At 71.9% G+C, this 16,196-nt stretch carries 15 protein-coding genes; 14 read left to right on the forward strand and 1 reads right to left on the reverse strand.

Annotated features, from left to right (window positions below):
- Positions 1-19 precede the first annotated feature (19 nt).
- From OG718_RS29970 to kynU, 7 genes are all read left to right on the forward strand, one after another.
- A complete protein-coding gene (locus OG718_RS29970) occupies positions 20-820 on the forward strand; it encodes an aldose epimerase family protein (RefSeq protein ID WP_306939152.1) in 801 nt (266 codons plus the stop codon).
- A 45-nt stretch (positions 821-865) separates the two neighbouring features.
- Positions 866-1,414, forward strand: coding sequence for an orotate phosphoribosyltransferase (pyrE, locus tag OG718_RS29975; protein ID WP_143640171.1), 549 nt, complete (start codon positions 866-868; stop codon positions 1,412-1,414).
- Positions 1,415-1,589: 175 nt separating this feature from the next.
- A complete protein-coding gene (gene fbaA / locus OG718_RS29980; RefSeq protein WP_055618173.1) occupies positions 1,590-2,612 on the forward strand; it encodes a class II fructose-bisphosphate aldolase in 1,023 nt (340 codons plus the stop codon).
- Between the two features lie 88 nt (positions 2,613-2,700).
- Positions 2,701-4,194, forward strand: coding sequence for an MFS transporter (locus OG718_RS29985; RefSeq protein ID WP_328845662.1), 1,494 nt, complete (start codon positions 2,701-2,703; stop codon positions 4,192-4,194).
- A gap of 91 nt (positions 4,195-4,285) precedes the next feature.
- Positions 4,286-4,699 (forward strand): DUF3151 domain-containing protein, encoded by a 414-nt coding sequence (locus OG718_RS29990; RefSeq protein ID WP_055618172.1) that lies wholly within the window; start codon positions 4,286-4,288, stop codon positions 4,697-4,699.
- A gap of 178 nt (positions 4,700-4,877) precedes the next feature.
- Positions 4,878-5,723 carry a tryptophan 2,3-dioxygenase family protein gene (locus tag OG718_RS29995; RefSeq protein ID WP_328845663.1) on the forward strand — a complete coding sequence of 282 codons (846 nt, stop codon included), beginning with the start codon at positions 4,878-4,880 and terminating at the stop codon, positions 5,721-5,723.
- Positions 5,716-6,930 (forward strand): kynureninase, encoded by a 1,215-nt coding sequence (gene kynU, locus OG718_RS30000; RefSeq protein WP_143640177.1) that lies wholly within the window; start codon positions 5,716-5,718, stop codon positions 6,928-6,930. Before OG718_RS29995 ends, kynU begins: the two co-directional genes overlap by 8 nt.
- A gap of 325 nt (positions 6,931-7,255) precedes the next feature.
- Here the strand turns inward: kynU and OG718_RS30005 are convergent, their stop codons facing one another.
- Positions 7,256-7,864, reverse strand: coding sequence for a TetR/AcrR family transcriptional regulator (locus OG718_RS30005; RefSeq protein WP_328845664.1), 609 nt, complete (start codon positions 7,862-7,864; stop codon positions 7,256-7,258).
- 312 nt (positions 7,865-8,176) lie between these two features.
- On the opposite strand from OG718_RS30005, the gene OG718_RS30010 reads away from it, so the two are divergent.
- The 7 genes from OG718_RS30010 to OG718_RS30040 all read left to right on the forward strand — a co-directional run bounded on the left by OG718_RS30010 (position 8,177) and on the right by OG718_RS30040 (position 16,072).
- Positions 8,177-9,043, forward strand: coding sequence for an alpha/beta hydrolase (locus OG718_RS30010; RefSeq protein ID WP_328845665.1), 867 nt, complete (start codon positions 8,177-8,179; stop codon positions 9,041-9,043).
- A gap of 316 nt (positions 9,044-9,359) precedes the next feature.
- Positions 9,360-10,502, forward strand: a complete 1,143-nt coding sequence (locus OG718_RS30015; protein ID WP_328845666.1) for an alpha/beta hydrolase — start codon at positions 9,360-9,362, stop codon at positions 10,500-10,502.
- The gene (locus tag OG718_RS30020) at positions 10,495-11,694 is read left to right on the forward strand and encodes an acyltransferase family protein (protein WP_143640187.1); all 1,200 of its coding nucleotides are present in this window, start codon (positions 10,495-10,497) and stop codon (positions 11,692-11,694) included. Before OG718_RS30015 ends, OG718_RS30020 begins: the two co-directional genes overlap by 8 nt.
- A 199-nt stretch (positions 11,695-11,893) precedes the next feature.
- Positions 11,894-13,261: a histidine kinase gene (locus OG718_RS30025; protein WP_398938390.1), complete on the forward strand. Its 1,368-nt coding sequence runs from the start codon at positions 11,894-11,896 to the stop codon at positions 13,259-13,261.
- Positions 13,258-13,932, forward strand: a complete 675-nt coding sequence (locus tag OG718_RS30030; RefSeq protein ID WP_143640189.1) for a response regulator — start codon at positions 13,258-13,260, stop codon at positions 13,930-13,932. The genes OG718_RS30025 and OG718_RS30030 overlap by 4 nt, the downstream gene beginning before the upstream one ends.
- A 131-nt stretch (positions 13,933-14,063) precedes the next feature.
- The gene (locus OG718_RS30035; RefSeq protein ID WP_260695385.1) at positions 14,064-15,410 is read left to right on the forward strand and encodes a histidine kinase; all 1,347 of its coding nucleotides are present in this window, start codon (positions 14,064-14,066) and stop codon (positions 15,408-15,410) included.
- The gene (locus tag OG718_RS30040; protein WP_143640191.1) at positions 15,407-16,072 is read left to right on the forward strand and encodes a response regulator; all 666 of its coding nucleotides are present in this window, start codon (positions 15,407-15,409) and stop codon (positions 16,070-16,072) included. Before OG718_RS30035 ends, OG718_RS30040 begins: the two co-directional genes overlap by 4 nt.
- Positions 16,073-16,196: the final 124 nt, after the last annotated feature.

Genomic DNA, 16,196 nt, shown 5'->3' on the forward strand with positions numbered 1-16,196 from the left:
CGCCACGTAGGGTTCCTGCGTGAGTAACGAAGACATCACGCTGACCGCGGCCGACGCGGAGGTGACCGTCCAGCCCGGCAACGGCGGACGAATCGGCGGACTGAAGGTCGACGGAGTCGAACTGCTCCGCCAGGGCAAGAAGTTCGGCTGCTTCCCGATGGTCCCCTGGTGCGGCCGCACCAGAGAAGGCCGCTTCCTGAACGGCGCCACCCCCCACCAACTCCCTCTCAACTCCCCGCCCCACGCCATCCACGGCACCGCCCGCGACGCCGCCTGGCGCACGGCCCGCAGGAGCGAGAGCGAGGCCGTCATCACGTACGACCTGGTCGACCCCTGGCCGTACGCCGGCCGTGTCACCCAGGTCGTCGCCCTGACCGAGGACAGCCTGACGCTGACCATGTCGGTGGAGACGTACGACGACTCCTTCCCGGCGCAGATCGGCTGGCACCCCTGGTTCAACCGCAACCTGGGCGGTGGCGAGGGCACCGAAGACGTGCGGGTCGACTTCACCGCCGCCTGGCAGGAGGAGCGCGGCGACGACCACCTGCCCACCGGCCGCCGTATCGACCCGAAGCCCGGCCCCTGGGACGACTGCTTCGGGATGCCGGACGGAGTCGACGTCACCCTCACCTGGCCCGGACAGCTGGAGCTGAACGTCGCCAGCCGCGAGCACTGGGTCGTCGTGTACGACGAGCAGGAGGCCGCCGTCTGTGTGGAGCCGCAGACCGGGCCGCCCAACGGGCTCAACACCCTGCCCCGGCTGGTCACCCCCATCGACCCCCTCGAAGCCGCCACCACCTGGACCTGGCGGCGCCTCTGACCCGGACAGGGCGACGGACCCGGCGGCGCCTCTAAGCTGACCCGCATGAGTGACGTACGCGGCGAGCTGCTGCAGCAGATCAAGGACAAGGCCGTGGTGCACGGCAAGGTGACCCTCTCCTCGGGCCTGGAGGCCGACTACTACGTCGACCTGCGGCGGGTCACCCTGGACGGCGAGGCCGCCCCGCTGGTCGGCCAGGTGCTCCTCGACCTGACGGCGGACCTCGAATTCGACGCGGTCGGCGGCCTCACCATGGGCGCCGACCCGGTGGCCGGCGCCATGCTGCACGCCGCCGCCGCGCGAGGCCGCCGCCTCGACGCCTTCGTCGTACGCAAGGCGGCCAAGGCGCACGGCATGCAGCGACGCGTGGAGGGCCCGGAGATCGCGGGCCGCCGCGTACTCGTCGTCGAGGACACCTCCACCACCGGTGGCTCCCCGCTCACCGCGGTCGAGGCCGTGCGCGAGGCAGGTGCCGAGGTCGTCGCCGTCGCGACCATCGTCGACCGTGCCACCGGTGCCGCCGAGAAGATCCAGGAAGGCGCGGGCGTCCCGTATCTCTTCGCGTACTCGAAGGACGAACTGGGCCTCGACTGACCCGCTCCCGTCCGCCGCTCCTGTTGTCCACAGTGGATCAGTTGTCCACAGGGTCGAACACCGCGGCCGGAGCATCCGGTCAAGTCTGGAAAGATGGGGACGACGATGACGTCACTCCCTAGGTCAGGGCCGTAAGCAGCAGAACGCCACCCGCACATACACAAGGAGCGGACAGATGCCGATCGCAACCCCCGAGGTCTACAACGAGATGCTCGACCGGGCGAAGGCAGGCAAGTTCGCCTACCCGGCCATCAACGTGACCTCGTCCCAGACCCTGCACGCTGCGCTGCGCGGCTTCGCGGAGGCCGAGAGCGACGGCATCATCCAGATCTCCACCGGTGGTGCGGAGTTCCTGGGCGGCCAGCACAACAAGGACATGGTGACCGGCTCGGTCGCCCTGGCCGAGTTCGCGCACATCGTCGCCAAGAAGTACGACATCACGGTCGCCCTGCACACGGACCATTGCCCCAAGGACAAGCTCGACGGGTACGTACGTCCGCTGATCGCGGTCTCCGAGGAGCGCGTGGCCCGCGGCGAGAACCCGCTGTTCCAGTCCCACATGTGGGACGGCTCGGCGGAGACGCTGGCCGACAACCTGGCCATCGGCCAGGAGCTGCTCGCCCGCGCCGTCGCCGCGAAGATCATCCTTGAGGTCGAGATCACCCCGACCGGCGGCGAGGAGGACGGCGTCTCGCACGAGATCAACGACTCCCTCTACACGACGGTCGACGACGCGATCCGCACCGCCGAGGCCCTCGGCCTGGGCGAGAAGGGCCGCTACCTCCTGGCCGCGTCCTTCGGCAACGTGCACGGCGTCTACAAGCCGGGCAACGTCGTCCTGCGTCCCGAGCTCCTCAAGGAGCTGAACGAGGGCGTCGGCGCGAAGTACGGCAAGCCCTCCCCGTTCGACTTCGTCTTCCACGGCGGCTCCGGCTCCACGGCCGAGGAGATCGCCACCGCGCTGGAGAACGGCGTCGTGAAGATGAACCTGGACACCGACACGCAGTACGCGTTCACGCGCCCCGTCGCGGACCACATGTTCCGCAACTACGACGGCGTCCTGAAGGTCGACGGCGAGGTCGGCAACAAGAAGACGTACGACCCCCGCACCTGGGGCAAGCTCGCCGAGGCGTCGATGGCCGCCCGCGTCACCGAGGCCTGCGCCAACCTGCGCTCCACGGGCACGAAGATCAAGTAAGCGCCCATGTAGTACCCCAGTGGTGATGGCGGGGCCCGGTTTCCCTTTGAGGGGCCGGGTCCCGCCGTTTGTCCGTATGCTCCGGGGTATGGCTGCCCCGCCCAAGGAGTCCCCGGCCGTCAGAATGTCGTCCCCTGCCGGGAAGTGGATCCTGCTGACCACCGTGCTCGGGTCGAGCATGGCGATGCTGGACTCGACCGTGGTGAACGTCGCGCTGCCGACGATCGGCCGCGATCTCGACTCGGACCTGGCGGGCCTCCAGTGGACCGTCAACGCGTACATGCTGACCCTCGCGGGCCTGATCCTGCTGGGCGGAGCGCTCGGTGACCGTTTCGGGCGGCGCAAGGTGTTCGTCGTCGGCGTGGTGTGGTTCGCGGCGGCGTCCCTGCTCTGCGGGCTCGCGCCCAGCGCGGGCGTCCTCGTCGCGGCCCGCGCGCTGCAGGGCATCGGCGGCGCGCTGCTCACGCCCGGTTCGCTCGCGCTGATCCAGGCGTCGTTCCACCCGGACGACCGGGCGAGGGCCGTCGGCCTGTGGTCGGGCTTCGGCGGCATCGGCGCGGCCGTCGGCCCGTTCCTGGGCGGCTGGCTGGTGGACGGCCCCGGCTGGCGCTGGGTGTTCCTCCTCAACGTCCCGCTCGCGCTGCTCTGCGCCCCGATCGCCCTGCGTCACGTACCGGAGTCGAAGGACGACCGGGTCCACGGGCGCGGCTTCGACGTGCTCGGCGCTGCCCTCGGCGCGCTGGCGCTGGCCCTGGTGACGTACGCCCTCATCGAGGCGTCCGCCGGATCGCTGGCCGTCGTCGCCGTGACGGCGGCCGCGGGGGTCGCGGCGGGCGTCGCCTTCGTGGCCGTGGAGCGGCGGCGGGCCGACCCGATGATGCCGCTCGACATCTTCGCGTCCCGCCAGTTCACGGCGGTCAACGTCGTCACCCTGTGCGTGTACGCGGCCTTCAGCGGCTTCTTCTTCCTCTCCGCGGTCCAGCTCCAGGTCGTTGCCGGGTACTCGGCCCTCGGCGCCGGCACGGCCCTGCTGCCGACGACGGTCCTGATGCTGTTCCTGTCGGCCCGCTCCGGCGAACTCGCCCAGCGCATCGGCCCCCGCATCCCGCTCACCGTGGGCCCGCTGCTGTGCGCGACCGGGATGCTGCTGATGCTGCGGGTGGGCACCGACGCCTCGTACGTGGGCGACGTACTGCCCGCCGTGCTGGTGCTCGGCCTCGGCATGGTGACGCTGGTCGCGCCCCTCACCGCGACCGTGCTCGCCTCCGTGGACGTCGGCCGGGCGGGCCTGGCCAGCGGTATCAACAACGCGGCGGCCCGCGCGGCCGGCCTCGTCGCCGTGGCCGCGCTGCCGCTGCTCGCCGGGATGAGCGAGGAGGCGTACCGGTCGGCGGACGCCTTCGACGACGCGTTCCGGCGGGCGATGCCCCTGTGCGCGGGCATCCTCGTCGTGGGCGCGGTGATCGCCTTCGCGACCGTACGGAAGCCTCCGCCGGGCTGTCTGCGCCCGGAATGTCTCACGCACGGCAGCGTGACGGCCCCGCCGCTGGAGCCGAACCAGTCGCGCGGGCGGCTGGAGTAGCCGACCGCAGTGGCCGGCGTCGCGTTCGCGGGGCGAGTAAAGCGGGCCCGCAGTGCGCGCGCGGGCCTCGGGGCCAGGCAAACTGGAACCCATGGCCATCAACGAGAACCTCCTCGGGGGACCGCCCCCGACCCACCTGCCCGACGACCCGGAGCCGCGAGAGCTTCTGGCGAACGACACGCCGCCCGCCGACGTCGCCGCCAAGTACCCCACCTCCTCGCTCGCCTGGGCCCAGCTGGCCGACGAGGCGTACGAGCGCGGCAGCGTCGTCGAGTCGTACGCGTACGCCCGCACCGGCTACCACCGCGGTCTGGACTCGCTGCGGCGCAACGGCTGGAAGGGCCACGGCCCGGTGCCCTGGGAGCACGAGCCGAACCGCGGCTTCCTGCGTGCCCTGCACGGCCTCGCCCGCGCCGCGCAGGCGATCGGCGAGCAGGAGGAGTACGAGCGCTGCTCGCAGTTCCTGAAGGACTCCTCCCCGGCGGCGGCCCAGACCCTCGGCTGAGCCGGCAGGGCCGGTGACCGGCCCCGAACGGTCGCGTTTGTGCAGGTCCGCCTGGTGTGACCAGGCGGACCTTGCGGTTTCGGGGCACGATTGTGGAGGATGCCCGTGGGGACCGGGGCCACCGTGTCGAATTCGGCAGGGGCGGACCGCTACCCGGAGTACACAACAGGAGACAGCGATGTCCCACCAGGCTCAGCCCCAAGAGGCTTCGGAGCCCGAGACCCCGCATCTCGACTTCCAGGGCACGACCCCGTACGAGGACTACGTGCAGGCGGACGTCCTCACCCACCTCCAGCACACCCTCTCCGACGATCCCGGAGAGATGGTCTTCCTGGTGACCACCCAGGTCATGGAGCTGTGGTTCACCGTCATCGTCCACGAGTGGGAGACCGCGGCGAAGGCGCTGCGCGAGGACCGGGTGCCGGTCGCGGTGGCGGCCCTGAAGCGGTCCGTACGGGAACTGGAGGCGCTGAACGCCTCCTGGAGGCCCCTCGGCCAGCTCACTCCGGCCCAGTTCAACTCGTACCGCAGCGCCCTCGGCGAGGGTTCCGGCTTCCAGTCGGCCATGTACCGCCGGATGGAGTTCCTGCTCGGCGAGAAGTCCTCGTCCATGCTCGTCCCGCACCGGGGCGCGCCCCGCGTGCACGCCGAGCTGGAGAAGGCCCTGCACGAACCGAGCCTGTACGACGAGGTGTTGAGGCTGCTCGCGCGGCGCGGCCACGCGATTCCGGCGTCGGTCGTCGACCGCGACGTGTCCCTCCGCTACGACCCGTCGCCCGAGGTCGAGACCGTCTGGACCGACCTGTACTCGGGTGACGAGGACGCCGAACTCGCCCGGCTGGGCGAGGCGTTGACCGATGTCGCCGAGCTGGTGTGGCGCTGGCGCAACGACCACCTGGTGGCCACTCGGCGGGCCATGGGCGCGAAGACGGGCACGGGCGGCTCCGCCGGGGTGGCCTGGCTGGAGAAGCGGGCCCAGAAGAACGTTTTCCCCGAGCTGTGGACGGCGCGGTCCCATGTCTGAGCCCGAGCTGCGGCCGAAGGCCGAAAAACTGGACGCGACGGACGAACTGGCGGGGATGCGGGCCCAGTTCGTCCTCGACGACGCGGTCTACCTGGACGGGAACTCCCTGGGTGCGCTGCCGCGCTCGGTCCCCGGACGCGTCGAGGACGTCGTGCGCCGCCAGTGGGGTTCGCTGCGGATCCGGTCCTGGGACGAGAGCGGCTGGTGGACCGCGCCGGAGCGGATCGGCGACCGGATCGCTCCGCTGGTGGGCGCGGCGCCGGGGCAGATCGTGGTCGGCGACTCGACGAGTGTCAACGTCTTCAAGGCGGTTGTGGGCGCGGTGCGCCTGGCAGCCGAAAAGGAGGACGGGAGTGCAGGGGAGTCGGGCCGGGACGAGATCCTGGTGGACGCGACGACGTTCCCCACGGACGGCTACATCGCCGCGTCGGCCGCCCGCCTCACCGGCTGCACGCTGCGTCCGGTGACCCCGGACGAGGTGCCGGGCGCCCTGAGCGGGCGCACGGCGGCGGTACTGCTGAACCACGTCGACTACCGCACGGGCCGCCTGCACGACCTGCCGTCCCTCACGGCGGCGATCCACGCGGCGGGCGCGGTCGCGATCTGGGACCTGTGCCACAGCGCGGGCGCCCTGCCGGTGGGCCTCGACGAACACGGCGTGGACCTGGCGGTCGGCTGCACCTACAAGTACCTGAACGGCGGCCCGGGTTCACCCGCGTACCTCTACGTCCGCGAGGACCTCCAACCGCGCTTCGACTCACCCCTGCCGGGCTGGAACTCCCACGCTGACCCCTTCGGCATGACCCCGGACTACACCCCGGCCCCCGGCGCCCTCCGCGGCCGCGTCGGCACCCCCGACATCCTCTCCATGCTCGCCCTGGAGGCGGCGCTGGAGGTCTGGGACGACGTGTCGATCGAGGCGGTCCGCACCAAGTCCCTCGCCCTGACGGACTTCTTCCTGGAATGCGTCGAGGCGTACGTCCCCGAAGGCACGGTGGAGTCCCTGACCCCACCCTCCCACGCGGAACGCGGCAGCCAGGTGGCCCTCCGCTGCCCCGACGCGGGCAACGTCATGCGCCGCCTGATCGACAGGGGCGTCATAGGCGACTTCCGCGAACCGGACGTCCTGCGCTTCGGCTTCACGCCGCTGTACGTGGGGTTCGGGGATGTGGAGAGGGCGGCGCGGGTGTTGGGGGAGATGTTCTAGCAACTGACCGGTTCGGTGCTCGATCCCTTCGGCGGGCCTGGTGCCTGAGCTTTCGGCTGGTCGGGGTTCGGGCTACCGACTCGGCCGGCACCTGATTTTCAGCCCGTCCGGCGTTTGAGGACGAGGCCGTTCAGGCCGATCTCAACCCACCCACCCCCGGTCAACCCACCCACCCCGCCGGCCCCCACCCACCCAGCCCGTCCGGCGTTTGAGGACGAGCGCGTCAGCGCGACGCGGGGGTCTGGGGGGCGGAGCCCCCAGAAGGGACGGGAACGGGTAGGGGCGGCGGGGGCGAGGAGACGCCCAAGCCGCCCCCGCAGCCGACTCACGCGCCCACAACGAACACCCCGGCCCGCGCGGCGGCAACCGCGGCCTCCGCCGCCCGGTCGGCCGCGGCCACGCCGGGGGCCACCCTCGTCGTGAGCAAGGTGTAGTAGAGGGGCGCAGAGACGGCCCGTACGACCTCGGACGCGTCCGTCCCCGGCGGCAACTCCCCGCGGGCAACGGCCTGTTCGACACAAGGCGCCCACTCGGCAACCCGCACCTCATAGAACCGCCGCAACGCCTCCGCCGTACGCCCGTCCCCCGTGGCCGCAGCGATCACCGCCCGGAACAACGCCCCCTGCCGCGGATCGGCCAACGTCCGCCGAACAAGCCGAGCATTGGCCCGAAGATCACCGAGCACGGCCCCCGTCTCCGTACGCGGCAACGACTCCTCAGCCATCTCGGCGAGCAGATCGGCGACGAGCCCCGTCACGCTCCCCCACCGCCGGTACACCGTGGTCTTGCCCACCTCGGCCCGCCGCGCGACGTCCGCCAGATCGAGCTGGGCGAACCCCTGCTCGGCGAGCACGTCCCCGGCGGCCCGCAACACGGCGGCCCGCACCCGCGCGGTACGCCCCCCGGGACGGACGGTGCCGGGTTCGGCGGACATGGAGGACTCCTTCACGAACGTACGACGGCCAGGGCCGAGACCGGCACCAGAGCCAGCATCAAGACCTGCACCAGAGCCAGCACCAAGACCGGCACCAAGACCGGCACCGGAGCCAAGGCAGCTCGTGGAGACGCCAGGCCCACCACCAGCGTAACGAAACAATAGAACCATTTGCCCCTCACTGAGGGTCACAGCCGCGTGTTGAGGCACGTCACCGGCCTGATACCGTCCCGCCAACGGTCCGCCCGCCGGAGCGTGTTGACAGGCGGGCCGCGCAGGTGAACACACACCGCACCGCTGAGAGGTTGGAGCATGCCGGACGACGCCCGCGACGCCGCGGAGGAGGAGTCGGCCTTCTCGCATCCGCCCGTCGACCCCGACATCACCGCCGCGTACGGCGACCACCCCGACCAGGTCGTCGACTTCTACGCGCCGCGCGGCGGGGAGGAACGCGCCCCGCTCGTCGTCGTCCTGCACGGCGGCGCCTGGCGGGCACCGTACGACCGACGGCACGTCACGCCGTTCGCGGACTTCCTGGCCAGGCGGGGCTTCGCCGTGGCCAACGTCGAGTACCGGCGCGGCGGCACCATCCCGGCCCAGGGCGGCGACGGCCCGGTCGCGGGACGCTGGCCGGACACCTTCGACGACGTGGCGGCGGCGCTCGACGCGATGCCGGGGCTCGTACGTGCGGCCCTGCCGCAGGCCGACCCGCGCCGAATGGTCGTCACCGGGCACTCGGCGGGCGGCCAGCTGGCCCTCTGGGCCGCCGCCCGCCACCTGCTGCCGGCCGACGCACCATGGCGCCTGGACCGCCCCGCCCCGCTGCGAGGCGTCGTCGCACTCGCCCCGATCGCCGACTTCACGGTCGCGGAGAAACTGGACGTCTGCTCCGGCGCGGCCCACCAACTCCTCGGCGGGGAGGCGAAGTTCGGGGAGCGACAGTCATACGCCGATCCGGCCCTGCTCCTCCCGACAGGCATCGCCACGACCCTGGTACAGGGCCGTACGGACGTCGTCGTACCGCAGGCCGTGGCCGAGGCGTACGCGGACGCGGCGGCCAAGGCCGGCGAGGTGGTCGGCCTGACGCTCCTGGAGGACGTAGGCCACTTCCCCCTGATCGACCCGGCGGCGGACGCGTGCGCGGTGGTGGCGGAGGAGATCGCACAGCTGGCCTGGTAGGGGGCGGGCGAAGCCCTGCCCCTCCAGGGGCGCGGGGAACTGCGCGCTCAGCCCCCACACTCCCGCAGCCGCGTCGACGAGCATCGGCCAATCGGCGGGTGCGGTGCCGGTGCCGGTGTGCGGCCGGTGCGGAGCCGCTGTCCCCCCCCCGCGGGGCCGTTGCCGGTACGGGTCAGAGCGCCTTGGTGATACCCGTAATACCTGAGAGCTACCTCGCAGGTGAGCTCCCTGGCGGGACGCCGACCACAAGCCCAGATCCGTAACTTCCTTCTCAGTTGGTCCCGATGGACGGGCGAACTGAGACGGGGGCACACGGATGGGGCTACGGGGGAGGGCGGCCGCGGCGAGGACTGCGGCGCAACCGGGACGACCGAAGCGACCGGGCGGGCCAAGTCAGCCGGGCCAGCCGGGCCAGCCGGGCCAGCCGGGCCAGCCGGGCCAGCCGGGCCAGCCGGGCCAGCCGGGCCAGGCACGCCAGCCAGGCCGGGCAGGCCAGGCAGACCAGCGGGGCCAACGGCCCCGATGGACCCGCGCCCGCCGCGGCCTGCTCGCCGCCCTGATCACGGGCGCGGTCGTCGCCCCGATCTCCGCCGCGACCGCGCATCCAGACATACCGGCACCCGCCCCGGCCCACATCGCCACGCTGACCCCCACCACGCTGGACAGCGCCTACGCGGCGAACCGCGCGAACGCCGCCAAGGCCTCGCGCATGGCCGCGGCCCACGGCGACCGCAGCCGAGCGGTCGCCGTCCGCTCCATGGCGGACCCGTCGCGCCACTTCCTCACCTTCGACGCCCGCGGCTCCGGCCGAGCCGCCGAGGTCTTCGGCGACCTGGCGAAGGCCGACCACGTGGCGGTTTTGGTGCCCGGTTCCGACACAAGCCTGGACACGTACGACCGCTTCCGCGCCGGGGCCGTCGCCCTGCACCAGCGGCTCGGCCCACGTGCCGCAGTGATCGCCTGGCTCGGCTACGACACACCCGGCACGATCAGCCCCGAGGTCCTGACCGCGGGCCTGGCCAAGGAAGCGGCACCCGAACTCCGGGATTTCATAAGCGAGTTGAAGCGGGTGAACGGGCACGCCCGGCTCACCCTGCTGTGCCACTCGTACGGGACGGTCGTGGGCGCCCGCGCGGCGAGCGGTCTCGGCATCTCGGACCTGGTGCTCATAGGGAGCCCCGGCACGGGCGTGGACTCGGCCGCCGGCCTGCACACGAAGGCACGCGTCTGGGCCGGTCGCGGCAGTGACGACTGGATCGCGGACGTCCCGCACACCAGGGCCGACCTCTTCGGCACGACGGTCGGCTTCGGCACCGACCCCGTGTCCCCGGCCTTCGGCGCCCGCGTCTTCGCGGCGGGCGACGGCGGCCACAGCGACTACCTCAAGCCGGGTTCGGTGTCCTTGGCCAACCTCGCCCGGATCGTGCTCGGCGAGACATCGGAGATGACCCATGGATGAGGTGATACGCCGACTGCGCCTCGGCGCAGAGCGGATCGAAGCGGCGACACCGGCGGACCGCGACCGTTCCGTGGACGCCCTGCGCGCCTTCGCGATACTCGGCGTCGTGCTCGGCCACTGGCTCGTCACGGCCCTGGTCGCGGACGGCGGCAGGCTGCGTACGTCGAGCCCGCTGGCGCATATGCCCTGGCTGGCGCCCATCTCGTGGGTCTTCCAGACGCTCGCCGTGTTCTTCCTGGTGGGCGGGCACGTGGCGACGAAGAGCTACGCGTCGGCGCGCTCGCGCGGCACGACGTACGGGCGCTGGCTCGGTACGCGCCTGTCCCGCCTCTTCAAGCCGGTGGCGGCCGTGCTCGGGCTGTGGACCGTGGCCACGGTCGGCCTGCTCGTGACGGGCGCGGACCTGAAGACGGCGCACGCGTTGCTGAAGCTGGTCCTGTCCCCTCTCTGGTTCCTGCTGGTCTTCGCCGCGCTGACGGCGGTGACCCCGCTGGTGACCCGGGTGAACCCGTTGTGGCCGCTGGCCGTCGTTCTCCATGTGGACCTCATCCGCTTCGGGTTCGGCGGCCCCGCCTGGCTGGGCTGGGTCAATGTGGCGGCGGGCTGGCTCGTGCCGTACACGCTGGGCGCGGCCTGGACGCGGGGCGAGCTGACCCGGCGTTCGGGCTGGGTGCTGCTCGCGGGCGGCGCGGCGGTGACCGCGGGACTCGTGGCGTGGGGCGGCTATCCGGCGTCGATGGTCGGCGTCCCCGGTGCCCCGGTCTCCAACCTCAACCCGCCGACCCTGGCCGTGGTCGCCTTCGGCCTGGCCCAGTGCGGTCTGGCGCTGCTTCTGCGCGAGCGTCTGCGCCGGGCGATGCGCAGGCCCGTGCTCTGGGCCTGGGTCGCCTTCGTCAACCTCTCCGCGATGACGATCTTCCTGTGGCACCAGACCGCGTTGATGTCGGTCACCGCGACGGGCCTCCTCGCGGGCAGGCTCCCAGGCCTGCACACCACTCCGGACGACCTCACGTGGGTGGCGTTCCGACTCGCCTGGCTCCCGGTCTTCGCCCTCGCCCTGACCATGTGCTGGGCGGCCTTTCGTTCCTACGAGCAGGGGCACCGCCGCCGTGGCCGTCGTACCCGTCGTCCGTCACGTGTCGTCCGCACCCACCGCGTCGCCGTGGAAACGAACGAGGTCCGGCGTGCCTAGGGTTGACGGCGTGGACGACGCCAGGGACGCCCGGACAGAGGACGACACCAGCTCGGCCCCGCCCCCGCCCCCGCCCCCGCCCCCGCCCTTGCCCCCGGAGACCCGCCCCGCCGTGCCTCTGCCCGCCCGCTCCGAGCACCGCAACGGCCCTGGTCCCACCGGTCCCGTCGGCCCCAACGGCCCTGCGGGTCCCGCCCAGGTGCGGCGCGCCCGCCGCTCTCTGCCGGCCCTTCTCGTGGGTCTCTCGTCCGGCAGCGCGCCCCTGCCGCCGCTGTCCCGGCCCCGTTGGCTGCGCCGGCTGCCGCACGTCGTGATCGGCCTGATCGCTGTCGCCGTCGCGCTCGGCAGCATCGACGAGTTGAGCACCGCTTATCGGCTGGGCGTCGAGTTCGGTCTGCTGGCCGGCGCGGCGCAGGGCGTGGCGCTCGTACTCGCCCTGTGGCGGCCCTTCCCGGCGTGGTGGCTGTCGCTGTCCGCGACGTTCATCGCCGCCGTGGCCGCACAGTCGAACATGACGGACATGGTGCCGCCGGGCCCCAACTGGCCGTGGATCGGGCCCACGATCGCCGCGCATGCCCTCATCCTCTTCCTGCTCGCCCTGCGGATGCCCGCCCGTGTGGCGCTCGCGGTGCTGGCGGTGACAGGGCTGGTCACGGCCTTCGTGCAGGGCATCCTCGGCGGCGGTCCGTACTCGGGCACGGGCGTGCTGGCCGTCTCCGTGTTCGCCGTCGCCGTACTTCTCGGCACCGCCCTGCGCGGCAGTCGCGAGGCACGCACCCAGCTGGTCGAGCAGGAGTACCTGACGGCGGAGGAGCGTTCTCGCCGCACCCTGCTGGAGGAGCGCAACCGCATCGCCCGTGAGCTGCACGACGTGGTCGCCCACCACATGTCGGTCATCTCCATCCAGGCCCAAGTGGCCCCGCACCTGGTGCAGAACCCCTCCGACGAGCTGAGGGAGAACCTCGACGGCATCCGGCAGAACGCGTTGGAGGCGCTCACCGAGCTGCGCAGGGTCCTCGGCGTGCTGCGCTCGGAGAACCCCGACGACGCGTACGGTCTCGGCACCGGCGCCGGCGCCGCGCCCGACGCCCCCCAGCCCACCCTCGACCGCCTCGACGCCCTCGTCGAGAACACCCGCGCCGCCGGGCTGGAGGTGACCACGGAGATCACCGGCGAGCGGCTCCCGTTGCCGCCCGGCGTGGAGCTGTCCGCGTACCGGATCGTCCAGGAGGCGTTGAGCAACGCGTTGCGGCACGCGCCCGGTTCGGTGGTGCGGGTGGAGCTCACGCACTTCCCGCGCGGCCTGCAGATCCGGGTCGTCAACTCCTCGCCGAGTCGCCCCGCCCCGCCGTCACCGGGCGCCGGACACGGTCTGCTCGGGATGCGGGAGCGGGCGATGATGCTCGGTGGGACCCTCATGGCCATGGAAACGGCCTGCGGCGGTTTCACGGTGGCGGCCTTCCTGCCGCGTTCGGCGGCCACCGCCTCCCGCACTCCCCGTTCCGACAACCCGACCGGACCCAACGGCCCCAACAGCCCCCCGGACCCCACAGGAGACACTTCATGACGAGCGGCAGCATCCGCGTACTCATCGCCGACGACCAGCAGATGGTCAGGCAGGGCTTCACGGTGCTGCTCAACACCCAGCCCGACATCGACGTGGTCGGCCAGGCGGTCGACGGCCTGGACGCCATCGCCAAGGTCGCCGAACTCGCCCCGGACGTCGTCCTGATGGACATCCGTATGCCCGAACTCGGCGGTATCGAGGCCACCCGCCGCATCACCGACAGGACTCCGCAGATCAGAGTCCTGGTGCTGACCACCTTCGACCTCGACGAGTACGTGTACGAGGCGCTGCGCGCCGGCGCCTCCGGCTTTCTGCTGAAGGACGCGTCCGCCGACCAGCTCGCCGAGGCGATCCGGGTGGTGGCCGCCGGTGACGCGCTGCTCGCGCCCGGCATCACCCGGCGCCTCATCGCGGAGTTCTCCCGGCTGGACACCACGCCCCGTGCCCCGCTCAAGCAGCGCGTCGGCGAGCTGACCGAGCGCGAGACGGAGGTGCTCGCCCTCATCGCCCAGGGCCTGTCGAACGCGGAGATCGCAGAGCGGCTCTTCGTCGCCGAGCAGACCGTGAAGACCCACGTGGGCCGCATCCTCGTGAAGCTGGGCCTGCGGGACCGGACCCAGGCGGCGGTGTTCGCGTACGAGTGCGGGCTGGTGCGCCCCAGTGGCTACTGAGCGCCCCGGCGGCCACGGGCGGCGCTGCCCCGCGGGACACCCGGTCGTACCCGTAGTACCTGAGAGGGAGGCTGAATGACCCTTCTCACTGGTGACGACCGCTACGGTCGTCTCCGCCTACCGTTCTGTATGTGACCGAGACGACCCAGACGCAGACGACACCGCCAGGCGGTGCCAGGCAACGCAGTCCCGAGTTCCAGCTGGCGATGGACGCGTCGCGAGGGCTGCGACAGGACCTCTTCCACGACGCCTTCGCCGTCCGCCCGCTTCCCAGGATGCGGGTGGACGGCCGTCTGACCCGGCGGCTGCCGCCGCGCCTGCGGGAGCAGGCGGCCTGGACCCCGCACACAGTGGTGGGACTGGCCGGCCTGGTGGCGCTGCTCATCTCCCTCGCGGGCAACGGCGGCGGTGATCTCGTCCAGCTCCTGACCGGCTTCCTCGCACTGGGCACGATCCTGCTGACCCTGCTCAGGCCGGTCGGCGCCTTCTGGATCTCCCTCGCGGTGACACCGGTCGTGGCCCTGTTCGGCAGCGACTGGGGGAGCGACTGGCCCTGGCTGCCCGGCGCCTTCGCGACCCAGTTGATCGTGCTCACGGTCGTGGCGCTGAGGACCAGACCCCGCACGGCAGCCTGGATGTGGGCGCTGACCGCGGCGTACGGCCTGTTCGCGGAGGTCTTCTTCGGAGGCAGCCACTACTACACCAACACCATGCCCTTCCTGTTCGTGAGCGCGCTGGCACTGCTGGTCGTCACGGTGTGGCATGTGCGGCACGACGCCGCGCAGAAGGTGACCGCCCAGGAGACGGTGACCGCGCACGAGCGTTCCAAGCGCACCCTGCTCGAAGAGCGCACGACGATCGCCCGCGAGCTGCACGACGTGGTCGCCCATCACATGTCGGTGGTCGCCATCCAGGCGGAGGCCGCCCCCTACCGCGTGGAGAACCCACCGCCGGAGCTGGAGTACGCCTTCGCGGTGATCAGGGAGAACGCGGTCATAGCCCTCTCCGAGCTGCGCCGAGTCCTCGGTGTCGTACGGGCCGAGGACTACGAGGCCCCGGACGCCCCGCAGCCCACGCTCGCGGACCTGGACCGACTCCTGGAGAACGTGCGGGACGCGGGACTCGCCGTGGACAAGACGGTCACCGGAGCGGTGCGTGAGCTCCCGCAGGGCGTCGAGCTGTCCGCGTACCGAATAGTCCAGGAGGCGCTGAGCAACAGCCTGCGGCACGCCCCGGGCGCCGCCGCCAAGGTGGAGATCGGCTATGTGCTCGGCGGACTCGGACTGCGCATCGTGAACGGTCCCGCGACCGGCCTGGTCAAGCCCTCACCGGGTGCCGGGCACGGCATCACGGGCATGCGGGAGAGGGTGTCGATGCTGGACGGGGAGATGACGGCGGCGGCGACGGACGACGGGGGCTACGAGGTCGCGGTCTTCCTCCCCGTCCCGGCGACCGCACCTACGGAGGACTCCGCATGACCATCCGCGTACTGATCGCCGACGACCAGATGATGGTCCGCGAGGGCTTCTCGGTGCTGCTCGGCGCGATGCCGGACATCGAGGTCGTCGGAGAGGCGGTCAACGGCCGCGAGGCCGTGGACCGGGTCCGGGAGCTGGGGCCGGACGTGGTCCTGATGGACATCCGGATGCCCGAGATGAACGGCATCGAGGCGACCCGCGAGATCGTGGCGGCGAGCGGCGCGTCGAAGGTGCTCGTCCTGACGACGTTCGACCTCGACGAGTACGTGTACCAGGCGCTGCGCGCCGGAGCGTCCGGCTTCCTCCTGAAGGACGCCTCGGCCCGGCAGCTCGCGGACGGGGTGCGCGTGGTCGCGGCCGGCGAGGCACTGCTGGCGCCCTCGGTGACGAAGCGGCTGATCACGGAGTTCTCGAAGCTGGCCGAGGAGCCCCGCCTGTCGGCCACCGCCCAGGCGTCCTACGGAGACCTGACCGAGCGCGAGACGGAGGTCCTGGTCCTCATCGCCCAGGGCCTGTCCAACGCCGAGATAGCCACCCGCCTGGTCGTCGCCGAGTCCACCATCAAGACCCACGTGAGCCGCATCCTCGTAAAACTGGGCCTGCGGGACCGCACCCAGGCAGCGGTGTTCGCCTACGAGGCGCGACTGGTGACCCCGGGCTGACGGTAGCGCCCCTGCTTCCAGGGGCGCGGGGAACTGCGCGACCAGCCACGGCGCACCCGCACGGTCCCACCGGCCCGTCGACAACCCCGCGAAGACGGACGGCCCTGTTCAGACAGGGACACCT

It is taken from the genome of Streptomyces sp. NBC_00258, from assembly GCF_036182465.1.
Classification (GTDB): Bacteria; Actinomycetota; Actinomycetes; order Streptomycetales; family Streptomycetaceae; genus Streptomyces.